Origin of the sequence: Clostridium sp. USBA 49, assembly GCF_900167505.1 — a bacterium.
Classification (GTDB): Bacteria; Bacillota; Clostridia; order Clostridiales; family Clostridiaceae; genus Clostridium_AT; species Clostridium_AT prolinivorans.
On the sequence record NZ_FUYD01000019.1, the window covers coordinates 1 to 22,167 of the forward strand.

A 22,167-nucleotide genomic window follows, 5' to 3' on the forward strand; every position below is an offset into this window, starting at 1 on the left:
TTTCTTGATCCATAATTGTTCTTACTCTCTCTAAATATAGATATAACTGCATTTTCAAGCTTAGTATTATACACTCTAGTTTTTTTCTTATAATATACTAAGCTTCTTGGAATATCTAATACTTTACACATTGCGCTGATACTGTACTTTTCTTTGTTTGCTAGAATTATTTCTATTTTCGTGCCATTATCAGCGCTGCTTGCTTTAAAATATCATTTTCCATCATCAATTGTTTATTTTCCTCACGGAGACGTATTAGCTCGTTCTCTTCCTCGGTACGATTATCTTTGGCCTTGAAAGACCCAGAATTGCTATAATCATTTACCCACTTTATTATTGTTGATTTTGCTATTTGATATTCTCTTGATATCTCTGATGTTGATTTACCATTTTGTTTTAGTGCTACTATTTGCTTTTTAAAATCATCTGTATAATTTTTTATTTTTCCCGCCATGATAATTTCTCCTTCTCCTATTTTTATATATCATATCATGACCGAATATTTATTGTATAATTAATTGTAACCTATCCAATTTAATTAAATTGTTTTTTTCTAAAATATGAGTGTAGCTTCTAAATGCATATACAGTATCTGCTTTATTGATAGCTTTTAAAAGTATTCTATCCAAATGTTTTGTTTGATAATTTAGTTGTTTAAAACTTTCACATATTAGAGTTTTATTTTGGTAGTCCATAGAAAGAATGCGCCCCCTTTCTGTTTTCTGTATAATAGTGATCAAAAAATGTTCCTATACTATACCACTTCCTATGGTTTTCAGATGGAGTTACATCTAAACCAGTAGCTACCCTAAAAACCTTCTCTAAGGCTTGATAAATATATGGCTCTAGCTTAGTCTGTTGAGGAGTTTTATTTCCGTAACAGATTCATAACTATATTAATTTATCTTTGTTGTAATCTGATTGCTGTTATTGATATCATAGATGTTGTCTAATTTATCCGAATTAAATTTTATAATGTTCTTGTTGCCAAATATATAATTAACACCATTAATTTTACTTATTCCATAAATATTTTGTTGATTTGTATCCATTTCCTTTTTTAACTTACCTGTATTTAACTCATAAACCTCAATTAAATTTTTATTAGGGGCAGATAATACATATAAATAGTCTTTATCTATGAATAGATTCATAGGAGAGTATTTTGTTTTAACATATAAGTTGACATTATCTTTATTTTTTTCTTTAATATATACCTCATTTAATGGTTTCCTCTGTAAATCATTGGTTTTATTTATATCTCCAATTACAAGTTCATTAATACAAATATAAAGACTATCTCCATTTGAATATAATCTACCTAACCTACTATCACCAAACAGTAAACTCTTTTTTACTTCTTGATTCTTAATAGTATATAGATATGTCTTTTTATCTAATATTGAAAGTATATAAATTTCTTTATTATCTGATACAGTTAAGTCAACTATATAACCATCTATATCAATTTCATTTTCTATTTCATTAAGGGTATTTATATCATAATGAACTAATTTCCCTTTATTTTTTATATACTTTATTGCATATAAATCATTGTTAATGAGTTTAAAACTACTTACTGCATCTTTTAAACTTCCTAATTTTTTAACCTCGTTATTAGATATACTATATATATCCTTACTTTGACTATTACTATTAGTTGTAATTATTATATTTTTCTGTTTATCATAAAGAATTTCAGAGTAAAAATACTCATCCGTACTCCCTAATTTACTTTTGTAAATACTTTGTTTTTTATCTAAATCTATAACCTGCATATAAGTTTTCTTATCATCGCTTGTTACTATTCCAAAAAAGTTTTTGCTATTATATTTACTATTATATTTGTTATCTTTAAAAAAATTAAAGAGTACTATACATATAATAAGTATTACTGTGGTTATTCCTATTGTAATTAGTCGTTTACCGCTTCTCATGACTATTCCTCCCTAATTATATCTATTGGGTTTAGCTTTGAAGTGACTACTATGTTTTTAATAGTTGATAAATTTACTACAACTGTTATCATAATAAAACTTAATAAAATTTGTATATAATTAAAATCTATTTTAGATATACTAACACTTGTATCTATTACAAATTTATTAATTGCAAATATTACCACAAAAGATGATATTATAGAAACTATAAAAGTTGCTATAACTAAACAAGTCATTTCTGATAGAAGAATTTTTAATATATGTGTACTCTTAAATCCTAAAGCTTTCATAATTCCTATTTCTCTTTTTCTATTATTTAAATTTTGCTTAATAGTCGAGTTAATATTAGTACATGAAAGTAATAATAATACAATTAGTATAATTGAACTTAATCCTACTATAACTTTACTAAACTGTGGTAAATCTTTTGAAGCTTTCATTGAATAATTTGTTAAATATCCTTTTAATTCTATTTGATCAGCAACCTCATTTAGCTTGTCTATATTATTTACAACCACAATAATTTTATCTATACTAGAATTCTTCTTAAGGTCTTCTACACTAACATTATAGAATCTTGACTTTATATCATATACTAAATCACTAGGAGCTAGTGAAACATTAGGTGGTAAATCTAAAACATTGCCCTGTTTATATTTTTGGCTTACTGATATTGGCAATTCACCTTGGATTCCTGAATTTTCGTCAATTTTAATACTATAATCTAGAGTTAAATTATCACCGGCTGAAAATTCTTTTATATCTTCATTAAGAATTATTGAATTTTTGCTATTATATTTACTTAATCTATTATCAAAATATTTTAAAGCCTCATCTGGTACTGCAAGTAAGGTTGTGATATTTTTCCTATCTTTATTTCTTAATCCGACTTGAACAGTAATCCTTTCAAATGCAGTTTCTACCCCACTTATTTTGGAAAATTCCTGTATATTCTCATGTTTTAGAATATTATCTCCTTTTGATTCTACGTAAATAAACTTTAAGTTATCATTAAGTACAACTGAATTATTTAAAGATTTTTTTATACCAAACATCATTCCTGATATTAAGTTAAACATTACTAAAGCAATTGATATTATTATTATTGAATTTACTGAATTTCTTTTATTTCTATTAAAATATTTAAATCCTAATTTAATATAATCTTTTGATTTCATACTGTTTTACCACCTTCAATTAAGATACCATCCTTTAAATAGTATAATTTGCTTGCAACCCTCTTATAAATTTCATTATGAGTTACTACTAGTATCGCTTTTCCTTCATTTGCTAGCTCTGTAAGAATGTTAATTATAGCATTTTCATTTTCTTGATCTACATTACCAGTAGGTTCATCTGCTATTATTAAAGATGGATCATTAACTAAACTTCTTGCTATTGCTACCCTCTGTTGTTCACCACCAGATAATGTATTCGGAAAATTATCTTTCCTATGAATCATTCCTACCTTGCCTAATACATCATTTACTTTTTTAATTTTTTCTGCATCTGTCAATTTATTATTAAGATATAGTGGTAACAATACATTTTCCTTTACACTTAAGGATTTAATAAGATTATACTGTTGAAAAACAAATCCTATATCATTAGTTCTTTTATCTGACAGTTGGTTCTGATTTAGATTAAATATTTTTTCATTTTCCCATATGAATTCTCCTGAAGATGTTGAATCTAATAACCCTACTATATTTAAAAGTGTACTTTTACCAGATCCTGATGGACCCATTATTACAATGAATTCTCCTTTATTTATATCTAAGTTTATTCCTTTTAAAATAGATATTTTAGTTTTGTTAAAATAGAAATCCTTTTTTATTTCTCTTAATGTAATATAATTATCTAAATTCATAGATTTCTTTTTCTCCTTCTCCTAATTTAAGTAACTGATATATGAACATTGATGCCCTAGGATCAAAATATTGGGCATTGGAAGACATACCAAATCCAACCTTTTTATGCAAACTATTAAATACTTCTTTTGGTTGTGTTGCATCAAAATTTTTATTTAGTTTATACAACAAAATATTTTTATAGTATAATTCATAAGCTAGCACTTCTGAATCTTTTGTTAAGTGTACTTGCTCTATATAATTAACAATCTTGCTATCAAATTCTATAACATTAGTAACTTTAAAAGCATCTAACAACTTCAATGCCAAAATATCTTTGCCATTTTCAAAAGGTGATTGCTTGTTTTCAATTAACGAAAATATATTATCAATATTCTTAGGTATGTATTTGTTGTTAAACTTATATCCTAGTGAATATAGTATATGAGTTTTCAATACAAACTTAAATAGATGTATATTATTAAAAATTTTATTTTTAAGATTTATATCTACGCTATTATTGTCAATATATTTTAGAATACATAAGTTTTTATATATTGTTTAAAAATCTTCATTAAATTTACTTAGAATATTAATATTGTGTTGTTTGATGACATCAGTTTTAATTGCCAAATCACTTTTATATTCTTTTACAGATTGGACTAAGAAATAAATTTCATTTGACTGGTATTATGTCAAGAAAAAGTACAAGTTAAACATGAATTTTTTAACCACTTATCTTATAATTCAATTAACTAACATTTTTATATAAGTTTTCCAATTCGCTTTTATACTTGTCCTCATATTGATTAGGCGATAAATATCCACAATGACTATGTATTCTTACAGTATTGTAAAATGCATCTATATAGTTGAACACTAAACGATATGCATGATTATAATCTAAGATCTTGAACCTATTTATCCATTCTCTCTTTATAAGTGCATGTAAAGACTCTATACATGCATTATCCCATGGATAAGCTTTCTTTGAATAACTATTTATAAATCCTTCTGTGGCTTCCTTATATGTAATACATGTGTATTGTATGCCTCTGTCACTGTGGATAACCAATGGTTTTGTTATATTTCTTGTTGCTTTTACTTTATTTATTGCCTTCACAACCCATTTAGCCTCTAAGGTTGTACTAAGTACCCAAGATATTATTTTTCTTGAATATAAATCCATAATACTTGTTAAATACACAAAGCCTTCATAAGTCCAAATATAAGTAATATCTGAGCACTATACAGCGTTTGGTTCTTCTGGATTAAACTCTTCATTCAATATGTTAATAAGTTCTTCACTAAAGTTTGAATCAATTGTAGTAACTGTGTATGGTTTCATATATTGCGCTTTTATCCCCAGCTCTCGCATATAGTTACCAACAGTTTTTATAGCTATTTTTTCTCCTTTCTGATGTAAAACTTCTGTTATTTTGGGTGCTCCATAATTTTGATGAGATTCATCATAGATTTCTTTAATTTTAATTTTTAGATTTTCTTTTCTCTTAATCCTATCCGACGGCAGCCTTTTCTTAAAAGAATTATAGCCACTCCTAGAAACACCTAGTATCTTCAGCACTCCGCTAACATTAAGGCGGCGTTTACCATCTTCATTCAATTCATCTTCTTTAGTAGATGTTTCAATAAATAAAGCCTCTGTTATTTTCCCAGAATGCTGATGGCTTTTTTTAATATTTCTAAAGCATCTTGGGTATCACGTAGTTCTTTGCGTAGTCTTGCATTTTCTTTTTCTTCATCACTTTGATAATTACCAGATCCTCTTGTAGGTACCTAACCATTATTATTTTTAGACTTCTTTATCCAGTCAAATAGGGCAGTTCTACTTGTCCCAAGATTCTTTGCACATACTGTTATCCCTAAATCTTTATGTTCCTCATAATACCTTACTTCATCTTCTTTAAATTCTTTCGTAAACTGTCTACTCATGTTAAAACCCTCCATCTTTATTTTTTTTTATTATACCTTTCATTTTGGATTTTTTCACTTTCAACTTGTACTATTTATATTCTAGCACCATTATTCTCCTGAACTTTCAACTCTTCTTACTGCTTCAATTTTAAATTCCTTACTGTATTGTTTTTTCAAATTAATCATTCCCTTCACTTTAAGTATACACGAGTTTCTCGTGTATATCAAAGTGGGTAAGGGTCACTAATTTAAAATGTTTTTTTGTAATAAATTATGATTATTTTACTCTTTTATCTCTCTCTTGCCATTGATGTCTTACTAATTAACACTGCTGCAAATATTAAAGACCCTTGAAATAATAAAAATTCATAAATATTGTCACATAAAATAATCATTGCTACAAAAGTAAAAAATACTATTTGACAATAAACTCTACCATAATCAACTTTATTTATTGTTTTATTCCATTGATTACCTTGTTTTCTTTTCTTCAAACTTAATATAATTAACAAAATAGCAATTATACCTATAAACAATGGTCCAATAATAAGTTTAAATAAAATTTCTTCTTTCATTTACTAATCTCCTTCTAATTATAATTTAAAGTTGATCAACTCTTACTCCTGTAATCAAAGGTCCAATTCCTGCAACAGTTAGATAATAACTTCCATATCTATTATAATAATATGTAGCTTCCGTAGTACTATCCAAACATTTCCATGTTAATGTTCCACTATATGCACCCACTAACCCAAATGCTACTGCTCCTATTCCTGTAGCACCTGTTATAACTACACCAAAAGCTAATATTAAGGTTGCTATACTATACCCAGCTCCAGCTTTATATAATGCATTAATTCCAGCTTTCGTTGAGAATTTTCTAGTAAATGACCATCCCCCATCAATATACTCCATTTCATCTCTGTCAATGTCTACAAAGCTGTCTGGCAATTGAAGTTCATACTTTCTGTTTAATACAAATTCACTCATTTTTTATTCTCTTCTAATTTTATCATTTTTTTACATATGGGTAATAAGCATTTATATTCTTTTTTTAATCTTACATTTATTAAGTACTATTTCATCAGCTAAGTATCCATCAAACAAACGATAGAAACTGTAAAACGAATCCGGTTTTATATTTTCTCTTTTATTCAAATACTCTGAATTATCTTTATATAGAATTATTTTCTCAGCTTGTATTTTCTTATGTTTATCCTCAATTCTATCAGTAAAATTACTAATATACTTTGTATAAATTTTTAATGTCAATTCAGCACGCTGAATGTCCTCTTGTTATTTACTATAATATCATGGTTTTAAATAGCTATTTATTAAATAACAAAACACTTACTGTTAATACATAAACTTCATTTTCTTTGCCTGTAAGAAATAACTTTCTGATTTAATATTAGTTTTGATTTTTTTCTTAAAAGACTAATCCCAAATAAAGTCAAACAACATACCGAATATAACAATAAAAATATAAGCAGTCCATGACAAGTTAAATCTATCTATAATTGTAAAGCCCAAAAAAAATATTATACAAACAATAATATTATAATATAACTTTCTCCTATGCTTCATCTAATTTCCTCCTTTCAAATATGTGAATTATTAGTCATTTAAAAACTTATACAAGCATTACTTTAACTAATATTAACGCCAATAAGATTATACGTTTCCCTCCATTTAAGTATGTTATAATTATCACTTATACCTAAGTAGGTATACATAACTAATAATATTTGTTATGTTTTACCTGAAATAAATATAATTATTTATTGTATTTGAGAAATTAGCAATTTATTTAAAATGTCTTTGAGAAATTTGGCACTAACTTATGACTCCATTCAATTTTCATTAATTATATGAATACTCTGTTTACATTTAAAATTTTACACCCCGTTAAAAAAATATCAATAATTTCTTTAGTAAAATTTTACGACACAAAATGACAAGAGTTATTTAATATCATATTATTATTTAAAATGAGAAATATAGTAAGAATTGATCCACCATCTTCAGCTGATTGCAGATTATCCCTCATTCAACTACAATCTCAATCTACGTCCCATCAAGCAAACTAACTATTATCTTCTCCACATTTCAAGCTGCACTGCTTCCCAAATTTCTTTATCTATAACTGCAGGATGGCTTTCTTCTATATAATACATTGGAACTTCTCCGTTATTTACTGCTCTTTTTTTAGTTAAAAAATCAACTGTGTACATTTTTAAAATTTACCATTCTTCTTAAAAAATAACATAAAAAAAGAAAACCTTTTAATGATTCTCAAGAGCTTTGTTGTACTTGAACTTTTGCAATAACCTTACTATTGAATATTGAAATTATAAAAAGTGATCCTAATATAATATAAAAAAATAATTCTTAACTTTTTTCTATCATACCTATTCTCCATAGCGTTATTCAACTCATCTTAATTTGCTCTAATTTGATATTCATCATTTAAAGTAAAATCATAATAATATAGTTCTGATCCTTGTCCATTTTTGATATAAAATAAGTTTATAGCATTTATGAAAGCTGGCAATTACAACTATTAGAATACTTATTTATATTTGTGTAAAACATCCTCTTTAAAATCTTTAAACTTATCTATATTTTTATCTTCATAAAGAAAAACTTCTTGCTCACCTACACTGGTATATTTTAAATTAGCATTTAAAATTTTTTCTTTGTTTAATTTTGAAACTTGACTTTCATCAATTTGATATTTACTTAAGATGGTAGAAGTTGGCAGATAGACTGTATCTCCATCAGTATAATGAGAATCTTTCAGTGGTCTAAGAAACAAAATATATTCTTTATCTTCCTTCATCCAATTATAACCATCAAGAGAATCTACTATATCATTTGCATCTGTTATATTTACAATATCTATAGGCTCAAATATTGAAATTAAGTCACTATTGATATCTCCTTTATACACTTTAACAACTTTAACAGTTGTTAAAGTTGTTAAATAATATCTATTTCTGGATGTTTGTGAATCTACTTGCGCCCTAACAATTATAGGAGAAACTTTCTCTAAATCTTCGATAGAATTTAAATCTTCAAATTTTGTAAACACTTTTGTAATATCTTCTTGATATGTAGATATAGATAAATTCATACTTTCGTCATTAATATATCTATTTACATCTATATCATTTACATAACTTTTTCTTGTAAGGATGCCTAAAACAATCATACTAACAAATACACCTACAAAAATAATAGCGAAAGCTATATTTTTTTTATTCATATATTTTATCCTCCTATTTTATCAACAATTTTTCCTCCATCTATTTTTATTTTATAATCACATAAAGTATCAATATCTGCCTTATTATGACTAGATATTATTACAACTGCACCTCGTTTTTTTTCTTCCAATAGGATATTATATATCAAATTAACACCATCTTCGTCTAATGCACTCGTAGGTTCATCTAAAATAATAATATCTGGTTTTTCCATAATAGCTTGTGCTATTCCCAATCTTTGTCTCATTCCTAAAGAATATTTTTTTACAGTTCGTAAGTCATTAGGATTAAGGCCAACTCTCTCTAAAGACTTTGAAATATCTTCATCATTTATAATTCTTTTAATATTTGCTAAAGTTTTTAATACTTCTTTTCCTGTATAGTTTGGCCAAAACTTTGGGTTTTCTATTAACACTCCTATACTCTTTGGAAAATCTATATCTTTATGCAATTGTTGTCCAAATATATTTATTGTACCTGTTGTTGGTTTTATTAATCCACTCAGAGTTCTAAATAACATAGTTTTACCTGATCCATTATGTCCATATACTCCATAAATTTTTCCCTCCTCAAGTACAAGATTTATATCCTTTAGTATTGTTGTTCCACTAATTACTTTTGATATGTTGTTTACTTCAATACTTCTCATCCTTTACCTCCAAATATATAAATATTCTTTAATACTTTTACAAAACGATTTATTTTATAAATCTAATCAGTATAAAATCTCTTTTTTATTGAATATGTTTATGGCTACAATAATTACTACCAATATAAGTATAAGTAAATATAATAATGAGATATTGTTCTCAATACCTATACCATACTTGTTCAACGATAATAGAGCATTAGTAGTAGGTAGATATTTTAAAAAATATTTATTCCAATTTAATATAAGATTTGATAAGTATAATAGGGCTAACTGTATAATTAATACTAAATACACTCCATATATGGATTTAAATAAAATTGAGCAACTATTAACAATTAATATAATAAAGAAATTGTATAAGATAAGCCTAATCATCATGAAAATAATATCTATATTTATAAATAACTTCACATTTAATATTCCTCCTATTACTAGTACCAATATAAGTTGCAGCAAATAAAAACAGAATATTTGAATAAATAGTTCTCTAATAAATCTTAATAAAATATTTATTTTATTATTAGTTCTTGTAAAGATTAAGGTTGCATTTTTTAGCAATCTAACTTCTATATAATCACCTAAGTATACTATCAAAATTAATTGCGGAAGCATCCAATATACTATATTAACAATATTATTTATATGCCATAAATCTACATATCCATATGTAAAAGTGATAAAATCATTTATCGTTTCTATATTTTTGTTATAAAAAAATAAGCCTAAGAAATCAAATATTATTGAACATATAAATACAATCACAAAAGTTCGCTTGCTGATTCTATTAGATATTTTCATAAGTATTACCTTTCTATCCTAATATCTCTGTTTTTATACAAAAAATTATATATGATAAATAATGTTGCTGTAATAGCTATATTCATAAATAGATATTTTATCATAATCGAGTAGTCTTTGTTTAAATCGTAGAAAAACATTGTATCCCAAATTGGTATTATATAATTTCTGATAGATAAAAAAGATAAAGGAGACATAATTAATCTTATAGCTAGAAAAAAAATAATAATAAGCATATATGCTAACTTAATACTATTTACCGCACAAATAACACTAAGAAATAATGTACCAATTAAAGACCATCCAAAAATTTGAATTATTATAGAGATATAAATAAAAATTAAAAAACTTCTATTAAATAATAAATCCTTGTTACAGGAAATCATAAATATAGATGTTATTAGATTAAAAATAACGCAAAATCTTATACTTAACATAACAATTATTTTAAGGTTTGAAATACTCCAATTATATATATTTTCGTATCGTATTATCAGTTCAGGTATCATTCTTTCCGAAAATGTCTGCAATAGTATGAATAAAAACATAGGTATGTATACCAAAGTAACTATTTTGCTATTTACTATCGACTTGTACATAAGTTCCACATCTGTAACTGAACCTATAACTTTATTAGAAAGTGCAAGTATAAAAATTATCGAATATAGAAGAGCTTCTCCTTTAATTATTTTCATCACAGCTTTTGTATCCTCCAATATTATAGAATCTCATTTTTTGTGCCTTTCCTTATCAGCATAAAACTAGAAATAAAATAAATACACATTATAAATATCAACCATATAAAATTTCCATAACTATTAGTCCCTAAAATATTAGTTCCTATAGCTCTAGAAATATCTCTATTAGGTATAATTCTCGATAAAATATCAGTTATCATCATTAACAAAGTATTAATAATCATAGAAGATAATATTACTAAATATTTATTAATTTTATTAAAAAATGATATTCCAAAAGAAATCAGTGCAAAACTAGACGCAAATAAAGCTCTTATTATAATGAAAATTAATATATTAATATATGGATAGTATGTCTTTATTCTATTTAGCATAATACCTGGATCTATGTAGGAAAGTTTTTTATAATCTGGTAGTCCAAATGTATTATGCCCTTGTATTGGAAATGCAATAATTGCCAATAGCATATTTATTATCAATGGTATGAATATTATAAAAAAACTTACAATAGCAATTGCAATAGCCTTAGCTAAAATATATTTGTTTTTACTTATTCTTGTATTAATAAAGTTACTTAGTCCCCATTTTCTCTCTTCTAAATAAGAGTCTGAGTAAATAAAACTTACTGTCAATGGTAACAAAATACTTACTATTGGAGATAAAGGCGTTTTAATTAAGTTTGTAAGTATACTTCCATCTGATGCAGACATTACTTTTGATAATGCTGATCCATAATAACCCTTGCAAAGAATTATATAATCGAGAAAAATTGCAGAAAATATAGCAATAAGCGCTATTTTAAATTCTGTTCTTTTTATGCATTTCCTAATTTCTAATTTAACTAATCCTATCATGTGATCACCTCAATATTGACATCATAAACATAATATTTTACATAACGATTTATTAACTTTAATACATTTAACTTTATAGTATAACCACTAATATTAAAAGAATATATCATGCAGAGCATGATATATTCTTTTAAACACTATTTGTAATTTACAGTACCAGCAGCATTATTATTGTAAAATAAGGTATCTTCCATATCTTCAATTCCTAAAAACACATCAGTACCAACTGCAGAATTACTTTTATATCTTACATCCAATAAAATACTAAAATTTATCTTTCTAATCAATAAACTTATAGTAAAATGTTGTTTTTTACATGTGAAATGATATTTATATGCATTTTATACTGGAAAACTATATTTTACAGATAACTTGTTTACAAGAATAAAATAAAAAAACATTATATAAGAAATATATTATAAACTGTACTCATAAAGTTACCAAATTATATAAATAACTTGTCTACATTTATAATTTTACCCCCCGTTAAAAAATTGTCAATAATTTCTTTGGTAAAATTTTACGACACAAAATGACAAGAAGTTATTTAATATCATGTTATTATTTAAAATAAAAAATCTATAAAAAATTGCTTCACCCTTCTCATAAATCTCCTTTTGCCTTTTAAATAATCTTCAAATATTCTTTTAACTATTTCTGCTTCTTTAGGATTTATAACTAAATCGCCGTATTCATCCTTGTCATAACCTAAAAATCTTGTGGTATTTATAATCAGCTTTCCTCGTTCAAACTTCTTCTTTACCCTCCATTTTAAGCTGTCGCTGACATTTTTGCTTTCTTCCTGTGCAAAAGAAGAGAGGACGGTTAGCATAAGCTCTCCATCCCCTGATAAAGTTTTGATATTTTCTTTTTCAAATATTATTTCTACATTAATATATTTTTGGTTCTCTTCCGCTCCTAAGCATACATACTTATTACTCTTTAAAAGCTATAAGTAATAATAATGTCATTCCTATTTCTTCTCTATCATCACAACACACTCAACATGCATGTAGTAAGCCAAAAGGCTTAAAAGGAAACAGTATAATTAAGCAAAGACTAAAAAATCGCAGAACCTTATAAACCTATTGAAAAGCTTTATACACTGTTCCTTATTCCCATTTATTTCATAAACCTTAATTAAAGCGTAGAAACCTCCATGCCCGCTATTTTTATAAATAAAGTCTAGCATATCTTGACGCATCTCTGTTCTACTAAAAGCATAAGCTACTGCATAATGAACATAATCTGAATTTGATGAATAGTGAAAGTGCAAGTAATAGATATTCTTCAAGTAATCAAAAAACAATTCTAATGAGGAAGTAATGCTATACGTCTTGTCAATAAGGTTTCTCCATGTTTCTGGTTTTTCTATTAAAACATATGGTTCATTTAGTTTTTTATAAACTTCAATTAATGTTGTTGTGTCCACTACTGAGTCTAGAAGAACCTTTAGTCCTTTATCAGTAAGTTTGTCTTTTGGCTTAGAATATATTTCAGGCTTATATGTTTCGAGTTCAGCATTACATTTCTTATCATACACTTCACAGTAATGTTTATATCTATTATATAATTCTACATCTCCTATTTTAGTATCTCCACTATACCTCTTAATACTTTCAAAACAAAAGTATGCCTTATCAAAAGCCTTTTTTTCCTCTTCATCTTCAAATATACCTGAATCTAAAACCTCTAAAAAAACTTTAATTTTCTCCAGATAATATAAATCATGCCGCCTACCATAGTAACCATCATTTTCTATTTTGTAAAATCCCATTATTTCTTGCAAATCACTTAGACTCTCTGTTTGATAAACTTTTTCAATTAGCACAATCGTCACTAATTCATTAAATATTAAATCTTCTTCCTCCAACATTTTTAAAAATTGTTCTGCAAGTTTTATATCTATTCTACTTGTAATTTTGAGTAGTTTCTCGAAGGCTTTCCAATCTCCAGATTCATCGGTAATTTTTCCCAAATAGGTGAGATAGTTGAAAATCCGCTTTATAATCTTTTTAGTATCTTCTCTATTAAAAAATTTATTATCCACCATTATCTCAAGAGAATTAATAAGATCAATATCTACAATGCTGTCTTTTCTCCACCCATGCCTTAGAATACCTTTGTTAATCCCATTTGAAATACAATTTATACTTTTAGTTTCGTTAAAGCTTGAATACAGATATGCTAAGTGAAACCAACTATTTACATTGTCTTGAATACTGAATGTGAATTCGGGCCCATTTTTTACAAGTGTTTTTTCAATCTCTTCTATCTCACTAATATCAACTATTTTTTTAAATAGTTCTAAATTCTTTCTCTTTATTTCACAAAATAGCATAAGCATGCTGATTTGTTCTGTATGTAAATATAAGTATTCTTTTATTCTTAGCAATTTATCTATGCCTAATGATGACTTAGCAAAAATACTCGCCCAAACTTTAGAAAAATAATACTTATAGTTTATAGATTTTGAAACAGATAACAGTTCATTGCAATCACAAAACCTTTTAGCTACTTTTCCAATGCTGGTCTTATTTTCTAACAAATCAAAATACCCTTTATAAAGTTGAATATAAACATTCCTTACATCAACAAATCCCATTTCAACAAAATCTGAATACTTATCACAAGCCACAGTTATAAATGAATAAATTTGATGATATCCTTTATGAGTAAATAAATCTATAGCTCTTTCTTTGCTCAAACTACCCCAGAACCTATCAATTGCATCTTTTTCATTGTCTGAAATATCCAATTTTAAATACCGTTTAAATGCTATTATCATTTCATTTTCCAAGATTACCTTTTCAGGCACCTGCTTTATTCTAGCCGATAATGCTTCAACAACATTATTATTTTTTAGGTAATGCAAATAGTCAGTTGAGCAAAATATCTCTAATAATGTAACCAATTCTTTATCATTAATTAAATTTATCAGCTCAACTATTTCGGTATTTTCTTTATCTAATATAACACTAAAAAATGCCTTAATAATCTTCTCATCATCCGTCTCAGCAAGTTTATATCCCTTATTATCGTTAATATAGAGCTGTCTAACATAATTTTCAAGAACATCTGAAGATTTATTTCCACGAATGACTAGAAGAATGTATAAATAATTTTTTATTTCTTCTCTAATTGCAGATGAAATATATTTTAAATACTTATTATTATTTAACTTCACATCTTCAACTAATTGACACATTCTTTTATCTAGTTCTTTAGCAAACGTGAACTTTCCATTTTGCCAGCAGATTGCTATATTCCTTACTATACTCTGTGCTTTTTCTTGTATTGGATCTGGTAGCCTATTTATGTATCGCTTATCGCTATTTCTATATTCTATTTCTTGAACTATTTTTTCTATGTCTCCACTTAAATGCTCTGCAATTGGTAATGTTTCTTCTGACATAAGCGATTCAAACATTTCATCCCTTTGTGATGCAATTGCTTCTGTTAGTTCATAGGAATATAAATAGGCTGGATCATCTGCTCCCCAGTCTTCACTTTTTCCCAAGTATACATTAATAAGATTGAGCTCAAGCATGCCTCCTATATCATTCTTTGCTGTGTATTCCTTTCGCAGCAGCTCTAGAAAAAAATCTTCGAAAAACTTTCTATTTGATAATACACGCAATTCTCTTAAAATATTAGGATTTTTCTCAAACTTTTCTTTTAGCCTTAATGTAAAAAAGTATTCTTGAAATCTCCTATGCTGATATACATATGAAAAATTACTAAGCGTTTCCTCATTATAATTATTTTCAAAAAAACTCTCAGCCAGATAACCAACAATCTTATTAGCAGCTTTATAATCAATTCGTGGATATTTATTGAGTACTATGTCATAGATTTCCTTATAAGAAAAATTTAAAACAAATTTCTTTTGCATTTCATATGAAATTGTCTTATTTAATTCTATTATTTCATTTTTCTTTGGATTAGGTATGTTTAATTGATTTAATACTTTTTGATGTTCTGCCTTATCAATAATTGATTCCACTTTTAGCCTAAGAATATCAAGAATGCAATTCTTATTATTATGTTTATCTATAACATCCCATAATGATTTAACCAATAAGATATCTTTAATTTCTGTTAATAGTTTATTTTCACTTTTTAGTTTATCTAGCAACTCTAACTTTATTGTATTATTCTTAGCTTCAAAGTATTTTTTTATATCTTCTTCACATAGATCTCCAATTGTGTACTCCTTTAAGTTCGGGAAATAACTCTTAATTAAGATTCTATTAATACTTTCTTTCCTTGATGAAATTATAACTTTACAAGTACTAGATTTATTAACCAGTTCTTTAATATAATGAAGAGTTATTTCAACATCGTTTTCTGATATTTCATCCAGCCCATCCAATAAATATATAAAGTTTTTTATTTCCTCTCTTATGCCATAATCATTTTGTCTATTTCTAATTATGTTTTCTAACGAGTCCTTTGAACAATACTTTAGATTTATTAACATAGGAACAGCATTGTTCTTTTCAATAGTCTCAAACATACCTTTTTCATCTTTTTTATTTAAACCTGAATATACTTGAAAAAATTTGTGCATACAAATGCTTTTACCTGAACCAGGATTACCTATGAATAGTGAAACTTTGTCTTGCCCCTTAAGGACCATATTTGATAAGTTACTAAACAAATATTTATTATTATCCGCAATTATTGGCAAATCTATATATTCGTTAGATTGCAGCAGTGTAATTACATCCTTATTTGTACTTTCTTTTATAAATTTAAATTCGTCTCCAATTCCAAAGAATGCCTGTGCTAAATCTATATTTGAAGGCTGTGCTAACATTGTGCTTATAGAAGTAACATCCTTCCAAACTATCTCTACTCCCTTATCTTTTGCCATCTTTACAATATTTTTAGCACTATCACAACTAGTTTTTGCACCTGTATTTAGGTAAATAAATATATAATCTAATTCACATTCAAATTCATCCAAAGCATTTTTTATCGACTCCTTTATCTGGGTGTAATTAATACTCTTCTCAAAAAATTTAGCTTGGTATCCGTAGTATTTATCCTGAAACTTAACTGGCTTTGTTTCTAAACCTTTTTGATTGTGATCCGCCGAGACAGTACTTGTTATTTTTAATTCCCTACAAAATAAATAATGGCATAACTGTTCAAATGATGCTTGTAAGCTTTCAAATTTTCTTCCAAACTGCCTCCAATCTATCTGTATCATTGAAAATCCCTACTTTCAAAAAAATGGATGTACTTATTTAATCAAATACACCCACATTATAACATAATGATTCATCAATTTTTATCTAAACTCCAATAATTATAATATTTCTTTAATTACTAGCCCAGTCTTGTAAATAAACTCAACCTCTACTAAAGAAACTATACGTACCTGCTCAACCATTTCAGTAAATAAATAATCATCAAACCTTTTTAGTAGCTCCTGCCTGCTACTTAACAGTTTTTCAATCTCCTCTGCTTTCTTTAAAGCCTTATCCCTAATTAATTCTGTATTATCAAATGCTGCTTTCCTCTGTTTTAATTCCTGCATCTCCTGCTCTAAACTTTGATACTCCTCATCATAAATCAGACTATCCAATCCACTTCTTAAATTTAACCTTACCAGGTTAAGCATTTGTTCTTTCAGTTCTTCTAACCTTGTATTAATTTCTTGAAGCTCTGCATCTTCTCTTCTGCTTTCTAAAACATTATTTATATTCTCAATCATAGTTTTAATAAAGGTATCTTTGGCTTGAATGGCTTTATTTATAGACCTTACAAATGCTGCCTTTAGCTTTTCTTCATCTACAGCTTTCATATCACAGGCTTCATTTCCGTTATTAGCGTGGTTAACACAAATCCACACATACTTTTTATATTTTTCTGTCTGGCCCCATCTCTTTCTTCTAAATTTACTACCACAATTACCGCATATTAGCTTTCCTGAAAAGGCATATTTGTTGGAATGTCTACTTCTAGTTTCATTTGTGCAGCCCTGCATTTTTGCTCGCCTTTCTATTTCCTCCTGCACCTTCTGAAATGCTTCCTTTGATATTATAGCTGGATGGCTGTCTTCAACATAGTATTGCTGAGCCTCTCCTTTATTCTTCACTCTTTTATGTGTTAAAAAATCCACTGTTATTGTCTTTTGAAGAAGGGCATCACCCATATATTTTTCATTTGTAAGTATCTGCTTTATATTAGAATCATGCCATTTAACTTTTCCTGAACCGTTTCTAATCCCCTCTGCCTCAAGCTTTAATGCAATCGACTTATATCCTAGGCCACCCAAGTATTCATCATATATTCTTCTAACAACCGCTGCTTCTTGTTCATTTATTATTAGCTCCCCATTTTCATCCTTATCATATCCAAGGAATCTCTTATGATTAACTCTTACCTTTCCCTGCTGAAATCTTCTAACTATACCCCATCTGCTGTTCTCTGAAATATTTCTCGATTCATCCTGTGCAAGGGAACTTAAGATTGTAAGAAGAACCTCTCCTTTTGAATCCAAGGTATCAATATTTTCTTTTTCAAAGTACACCCCTATTCCTTTTTCTTTTAAAAGCCTCACATATTTAAGACAGTCAAGGGTGTTACGTGCAAACCTTGAAATTGATTTAGTAATAATCATATCAAACTGGCCTGCCAGAGCAGCTTCAATCATTCTATTAAACTCAACTCTATGCTTTGTGTTTGTACCAGTTATCCCTTCATCTGCAAAGATGCCTGCAAACTCATACTCTGGTTTACTTCTTATGTAATTTTCATAATAGGTAACTTGAGCTTCATAACTTGTCAGCTGTTCTTCCGTATCGGTACTTACTCTACAGTATGCACACACTCTTTTCTTTCTCTCCCTAGAAACTCCGTCTATCACTTGCACTTGTTGTCTTGCTGGAATTACTGAAACCTTTGCCATAACTCTCCTCCTCTACTGAAGGCCATTAATGCCTCTCTTCTTTATAAATTCTTCTTCCACCTTCATCCCATTTTTAAGATGAAACTCTAAATATGTTGGTGTTATAACAACCACCTTTTCAATTAATCCTTCAAATATATCATCATCAAACTCTACAAGAGCAGTTTCTCTCAAATTGATTATTCTTTTAATTTCTGCGGTTCTCTTTAAAATTTCATCATACTTGTTGCTATCAATATTTAGGGCTTCTTTTCTTACTTGTAAATCTTCAAGCATTTTCTTAAGAACTATATATTTCTTATCAAATTCATCTTCTCTTAATTCACCTTTTATCTGCTGCCTCACAAGGCTTTTTATTTCTTCATTTATATTTGAAATATCTCTATCAAGCTTAAAAGCATCCTCACATTTTGCACCTTGCTTTAGAACCTTCTCTATATTGTCAGTAAAAGCTTTTGCAAAATCTTCTTTGTATTCATATAGCCTATTGAATACCCTTACAAATACAGCCTTTAGTGTTATATCATCTAATGCCTTCATATTACAGGAGCTTTTTCCTTCATTAATATATGTTTTGCATAACCATACTACTTGTTTTGATTTAGCTTTGCTGTTCCACAATCTTCTTTTTTAAAGTAGCTCCGCAGTTACCACATATAAGCTTTCCACTAAAGGCATATCGCTGATTATATTTGTGTCTTATTTCTGGAACATTTCCAAACTGTGCTGCCCTCTCACTCATCATGGCTTGTACCTTTAAAAAATCTTCTTTAGATACAATTGCTTCATGATGTCCTTCAACAATATACTGTGGAACCTCCCCCTTGTTCTTTCTCTTTTTATTGTTCAGAAAATCCACAGTATAAGTTTTCTGGAGAATTAAATCACCGTAGTATTTTTCATTACTTAAGATACCTTTTATTGCACTGCCATGCCAAGTGTAAGCTCCTGTAGCTGTTTTTATCTTATCTTTTTCAAGTCCATCCTTTATACCATTTAAACTTTTGCCATCTAAGTATTCTCTAAAGATTCTCTTTACTATTTTTGCTTCCTCTGGATTTACTATAAGCTTTCCATCCTCTGAAAGGTCATAGCCGAGAAATCTTTTTGTGTTAATCTGTATCTTCCCTTCTTTAAACTTCTTCTGGAAGGACCATCTTATGTTTTCTGACATGCTCCTTGCTTCATCCTGTGCAATGGAGCTTAAAATGCTGAGTATAAGTTCACTATCAGCTCCGAGAGTATTTATATTTTCCCTCTCAAAATAAACTCCAACATTAAGACTTCTTAAGTACCTTACTGCTTCTAAACAATCAGCTGTATTTCTTGCAAATCTTGATATTGATTTTGTTATTATTAAATCTATCTTTCCAAGTTCGCAGTCCTTAATCATCTTTTTAAACTGAAGCCTTTTATCTGTTTTTGTTCCTGTTGTCCCCTGATCTGCGTATATCCCTGCAAACTCCCATTCTATCTTCTTTTTAATATAGTCCTCATAAAAAATAGTCTGCATTTCAAAGGACTCTGCTTGCTTTAAGCTATCTGTACTTACTCTGCAATAAGCACAAACCCTTGTCTTTTCTAGCTTTTTATCATCTATGGCACCCTTATTTTTTACTGCTATCGTAGTTATTTTCTTCACTTAAAATCCTCCTCTCTTCAGGGTAGTCACATGTTACCTCTACCACTGCCTTACATCAAGTTAATTGTTCTGTGGGAACATATAAAAAATACTAAAAAAGTAAGGGCCTGAAGTATTGCTACCTCAAGCCCTAAATCTATTTATTAAAGGTCTTTTTATTTTCAGCATCTATCTTTGAAAACTCTTCTTCAGTTATAAGTCCATCTTCAAGAAGCTCCTTTAAAATAGACCTGCTTATTAAATATGGTACACTATTTACTTCTTTTGACTGCATTTCATGCCCTCCTCAAAATAAAAACCGCTACCCCTCTATGAGTAACGATTACTTATTAAAAATCATAATTGTAGCATCAAAGCCAGCTGCTTTAAGCTTTTGAACTTGATTTTCAGCATTTTCTCTTACTGAGTAAGAACCTGCCATAACCCTATAAAGAGTTTGTCCATTTGATATCTGTGGTGTTTCTGCAGTCTGTGGTGAAGTTTCTACATAGTTAATTCCTATCTGTGATAATATAGCTTTTGCTATTGCCTTTATTATTTCATTTCTTTTAGCATCAAACAAATTATTATCTCCTGTGTTATCAATGAAGCCTATCTCAATTAATACTGCCGGAGCCTTGGTTTCTCTTAATACATGAAAGTCAGTTTGCTTAACCCCTCTATTTACAAAACCTAAAGACACAAGTCCAGCTTGTATCCTTTCTGCTAAGCCTTTAGACTTTGCTCCTGCATTTAAATAAGTATATGTTTCTACTCCTTTTGCTTTTTCAGGTTGATAAGCATTCCTGTGGAAGGATATAAAATAGTCATAGGTGTTTCTATTTTCAAATTTACTTCTATCCTGCAGACTTATCGTAACATCAGAAGTCCTTATTTCATCAACAAGCACTCCATGCCTTCTAATCTCTGCTGCCACAGCTCTACCTAAAATTAATACATCATTGGATTCTTTCCTGCCATTATAGCAAGCACCACTATCGTTTCCGCCATGTCCATAGTCAAAACATAATCTAGCCATTGTTTTCATCCTCCTTATTTAGCTGTTTTAAAACATCCTTTAATTTTTGAGGTATTGGTAGTCCAACCTTTGCTGAATTTTCAATAATGCTTATACCTTCATTTGAAATGTAGAAAAAAATAACAGCAGTACGAATCGCACTACCGTTTTTAATCAAATGAACATCTACTATATTTCCTATGCCAACCATTACAAAAATTAAAACTGGATAGGTTACAATTAATTAGACAATAAATATTCGGTCATGATATGATATATAAAAATAGGAGAAGGAGAAATTATCATGGCTGGAAAAATAAAAAATTATACAGATGATTTTAAAAAGCAAATAGTAGCACTAAAACAAAATGGTAAATCAACATCAGAGATATCAAGAGAATATCAAATAGCAAAATCAACAATAATAAAGTGGGTAAATGATTATAGCAATTCTGGGTCTTTCAAGGCCAAAGATAATCGTACCGAGGAAGAGAACGAGCTAATACGTCTCCGTAAGGAAAATAAACAATTGATGATGGAAAATGATATTTTAAAGCAAGCAGCGCTGATAATGGCACGAAAATAGAAATAATTCTAGCAAACAAAGAAA

The 22,167-nt window shown here is 28.0% G+C and carries 23 protein-coding genes and 3 pseudogenes; 1 reads left to right on the forward strand and 25 read right to left on the reverse strand.

The features are described 5' to 3' along the window. Positions 1–172: 172 nt before the first annotated feature. From B5D11_RS11920 to B5D11_RS12035, 25 genes and pseudogenes are all read right to left on the reverse strand, one after another. Positions 173–454: a transposase gene (locus B5D11_RS11920; protein WP_078683241.1), complete on the reverse strand. Its 282-nt coding sequence runs from the start codon at positions 452–454 to the stop codon at positions 173–175. Between the two features lie 49 nt (positions 455–503). Continuing rightward, entirely contained in the window at positions 504–695 is a 192-nt protein-coding gene (locus B5D11_RS11925; RefSeq protein WP_078683242.1) for a hypothetical protein, read from the reverse strand. A 201-nt stretch (positions 696–896) separates the two neighbouring features. Further along, on the reverse strand, positions 897–1,937 hold the full coding sequence (locus tag B5D11_RS11930; protein ID WP_078683243.1) for a hypothetical protein: 1,041 nt from the start codon (positions 1,935–1,937) through the stop codon (positions 897–899). Positions 1,938–1,939: 2 nt separating this feature from the next. Further along, complete coding sequence (locus B5D11_RS11935; protein WP_078683244.1) at positions 1,940–3,118, reverse strand: ABC transporter permease; 1,179 nt, start codon at positions 3,116–3,118, stop codon at positions 1,940–1,942. After that, complete coding sequence (locus tag B5D11_RS11940; protein WP_078683245.1) at positions 3,115–3,810, reverse strand: ABC transporter ATP-binding protein; 696 nt, start codon at positions 3,808–3,810, stop codon at positions 3,115–3,117. Before B5D11_RS11940 ends, B5D11_RS11935 begins: the two co-directional genes overlap by 4 nt. Next, on the reverse strand, positions 3,797–4,120 hold the full coding sequence (locus tag B5D11_RS11945) for a hypothetical protein (protein ID WP_143327707.1): 324 nt from the start codon (positions 4,118–4,120) through the stop codon (positions 3,797–3,799). Before B5D11_RS11945 ends, B5D11_RS11940 begins: the two co-directional genes overlap by 14 nt. Positions 4,121–4,541: 421 nt before the next feature. Then, entirely contained in the window at positions 4,542–5,027 is a 486-nt protein-coding gene (locus B5D11_RS12875) for a DDE-type integrase/transposase/recombinase (RefSeq protein ID WP_347476984.1), read from the reverse strand. Positions 5,028–5,036: 9 nt separating this feature from the next. Beyond that, entirely contained in the window at positions 5,037–5,375 is a 339-nt protein-coding gene (locus B5D11_RS12880; protein WP_242942291.1) for an IS3 family transposase, read from the reverse strand. A 212-nt stretch (positions 5,376–5,587) separates the two neighbouring features. After that, entirely contained in the window at positions 5,588–5,743 is a 156-nt protein-coding gene (locus tag B5D11_RS12885; RefSeq protein ID WP_242942292.1) for a helix-turn-helix domain-containing protein, read from the reverse strand. 272 nt (positions 5,744–6,015) lie between these two features. Then, positions 6,016–6,300 (reverse strand): hypothetical protein, encoded by a 285-nt coding sequence (locus tag B5D11_RS11960; protein ID WP_078683247.1) that lies wholly within the window; start codon positions 6,298–6,300, stop codon positions 6,016–6,018. A 25-nt stretch (positions 6,301–6,325) separates the two neighbouring features. Next, positions 6,326–6,715 carry a hypothetical protein gene (locus tag B5D11_RS11965; protein ID WP_078683248.1) on the reverse strand — a complete coding sequence of 130 codons (390 nt, stop codon included), beginning with the start codon at positions 6,713–6,715 and terminating at the stop codon, positions 6,326–6,328. 1,106 nt (positions 6,716–7,821) lie between these two features. Beyond that, positions 7,822–7,962: pseudogene (locus B5D11_RS11975) on the reverse strand (recombinase family protein); the annotation flags it as partial. A 335-nt stretch (positions 7,963–8,297) separates the two neighbouring features. Beyond that, a complete protein-coding gene (locus B5D11_RS11980; protein WP_078683250.1) occupies positions 8,298–8,993 on the reverse strand; it encodes a hypothetical protein in 696 nt (231 codons plus the stop codon). A 5-nt stretch (positions 8,994–8,998) separates the two neighbouring features. Beyond that, complete coding sequence (locus tag B5D11_RS11985) at positions 8,999–9,643, reverse strand: ABC transporter ATP-binding protein (protein ID WP_078683251.1); 645 nt, start codon at positions 9,641–9,643, stop codon at positions 8,999–9,001. Positions 9,644–10,449: 806 nt separating this feature from the next. Beyond that, positions 10,450–11,142 (reverse strand): hypothetical protein, encoded by a 693-nt coding sequence (locus B5D11_RS11995; protein ID WP_078683253.1) that lies wholly within the window; start codon positions 11,140–11,142, stop codon positions 10,450–10,452. 20 nt (positions 11,143–11,162) lie between these two features. After that, positions 11,163–11,996: a hypothetical protein gene (locus B5D11_RS12000; protein ID WP_078683254.1), complete on the reverse strand. Its 834-nt coding sequence runs from the start codon at positions 11,994–11,996 to the stop codon at positions 11,163–11,165. Between the two features lie 137 nt (positions 11,997–12,133). Beyond that, entirely contained in the window at positions 12,134–12,283 is a 150-nt protein-coding gene (locus B5D11_RS12730; protein WP_180377016.1) for a hypothetical protein, read from the reverse strand. Positions 12,284–12,561: 278 nt separating this feature from the next. Next, a complete protein-coding gene (locus tag B5D11_RS12005) occupies positions 12,562–12,891 on the reverse strand; it encodes a recombinase family protein (protein WP_347476985.1) in 330 nt (109 codons plus the stop codon). A 153-nt stretch (positions 12,892–13,044) separates the two neighbouring features. Further along, the gene (locus B5D11_RS12010; protein ID WP_078683255.1) at positions 13,045–17,214 is read right to left on the reverse strand and encodes an NACHT domain-containing protein; all 4,170 of its coding nucleotides are present in this window, start codon (positions 17,212–17,214) and stop codon (positions 13,045–13,047) included. A gap of 99 nt (positions 17,215–17,313) precedes the next feature. Beyond that, on the reverse strand, positions 17,314–18,918 hold the full coding sequence (locus B5D11_RS12015) for a recombinase family protein (protein WP_078683256.1): 1,605 nt from the start codon (positions 18,916–18,918) through the stop codon (positions 17,314–17,316). A gap of 12 nt (positions 18,919–18,930) precedes the next feature. Then, positions 18,931–19,539: a hypothetical protein gene (locus tag B5D11_RS12020; protein ID WP_078683257.1), complete on the reverse strand. Its 609-nt coding sequence runs from the start codon at positions 19,537–19,539 to the stop codon at positions 18,931–18,933. Then, complete coding sequence (locus tag B5D11_RS12025; protein WP_078683258.1) at positions 19,520–20,560, reverse strand: recombinase family protein; 1,041 nt, start codon at positions 20,558–20,560, stop codon at positions 19,520–19,522. The genes B5D11_RS12020 and B5D11_RS12025 overlap by 20 nt, the downstream gene beginning before the upstream one ends. A gap of 136 nt (positions 20,561–20,696) precedes the next feature. Beyond that, positions 20,697–20,834 carry an SHOCT domain-containing protein gene (locus B5D11_RS12735; protein ID WP_164850214.1) on the reverse strand — a complete coding sequence of 46 codons (138 nt, stop codon included), beginning with the start codon at positions 20,832–20,834 and terminating at the stop codon, positions 20,697–20,699. A gap of 48 nt (positions 20,835–20,882) precedes the next feature. Beyond that, on the reverse strand, positions 20,883–21,578 hold the full coding sequence (locus tag B5D11_RS12030; RefSeq protein WP_078683259.1) for an N-acetylmuramoyl-L-alanine amidase: 696 nt from the start codon (positions 21,576–21,578) through the stop codon (positions 20,883–20,885). Beyond that, a pseudogene (locus B5D11_RS12035) lies at positions 21,571–21,783 on the reverse strand (phage holin family protein); the annotation flags it as partial. The gene B5D11_RS12030 and the pseudogene B5D11_RS12035, both read right to left, overlap by 8 nt. A gap of 78 nt (positions 21,784–21,861) precedes the next feature. Between B5D11_RS12035 and B5D11_RS12040 the strand changes: the two are divergent. Further along, positions 21,862–22,167 (forward strand): annotated as a pseudogene (locus B5D11_RS12040) (transposase); the annotation flags it as partial.

What these genes read in the sequence shown, in the direction of transcription:
- B5D11_RS11960 (WP_078683247.1), bottom strand. Translation starts at nt 6,300, where the DNA reads ATGAAAGAAGAAATTTTATTTAAACTTATTATTGGACCATTGTTTATA.
- B5D11_RS11965 (WP_078683248.1), bottom strand. Translation starts at nt 6,715, where the DNA reads ATGAGTGAATTTGTATTAAACAGAAAGTATGAACTTCAATTGCCAGAC.
- B5D11_RS12010 (WP_078683255.1), bottom strand. Translation starts at nt 17,214, where the DNA reads ATGATACAGATAGATTGGAGGCAGTTTGGAAGAAAATTTGAAAGCTTA.
- B5D11_RS11935 (WP_078683244.1), bottom strand. Translation starts at nt 3,118, where the DNA reads ATGAAATCAAAAGATTATATTAAATTAGGATTTAAATATTTTAATAGA.
- B5D11_RS11985 (WP_078683251.1), bottom strand. Translation starts at nt 9,643, where the DNA reads ATGAGAAGTATTGAAGTAAACAACATATCAAAAGTAATTAGTGGAACA.
- B5D11_RS11925 (WP_078683242.1), bottom strand. Translation starts at nt 695, where the DNA reads ATGGACTACCAAAATAAAACTCTAATATGTGAAAGTTTTAAACAACTA.
- B5D11_RS11930 (WP_078683243.1), bottom strand. Translation starts at nt 1,937, where the DNA reads ATGAGAAGCGGTAAACGACTAATTACAATAGGAATAACCACAGTAATA.
- B5D11_RS12030 (WP_078683259.1), bottom strand. Translation starts at nt 21,578, where the DNA reads ATGGCTAGATTATGTTTTGACTATGGACATGGCGGAAACGATAGTGGT.
- B5D11_RS11980 (WP_078683250.1), bottom strand. Translation starts at nt 8,993, where the DNA reads ATGAATAAAAAAAATATAGCTTTCGCTATTATTTTTGTAGGTGTATTT.
- B5D11_RS12015 (WP_078683256.1), bottom strand. Translation starts at nt 18,918, where the DNA reads ATGGCAAAGGTTTCAGTAATTCCAGCAAGACAACAAGTGCAAGTGATA.
- B5D11_RS12885 (WP_242942292.1), bottom strand. Translation starts at nt 5,743, where the DNA reads ATGAGTAGACAGTTTACGAAAGAATTTAAAGAAGATGAAGTAAGGTAT.
- B5D11_RS12735 (WP_164850214.1), bottom strand. Translation starts at nt 20,834, where the DNA reads ATGCAGTCAAAAGAAGTAAATAGTGTACCATATTTAATAAGCAGGTCT.
- B5D11_RS11940 (WP_078683245.1), bottom strand. Translation starts at nt 3,810, where the DNA reads ATGAATTTAGATAATTATATTACATTAAGAGAAATAAAAAAGGATTTC.
- B5D11_RS11920 (WP_078683241.1), bottom strand. Translation starts at nt 454, where the DNA reads ATGGCGGGAAAAATAAAAAATTATACAGATGATTTTAAAAAGCAAATA.
- B5D11_RS12000 (WP_078683254.1), bottom strand. Translation starts at nt 11,996, where the DNA reads ATGATAGGATTAGTTAAATTAGAAATTAGGAAATGCATAAAAAGAACA.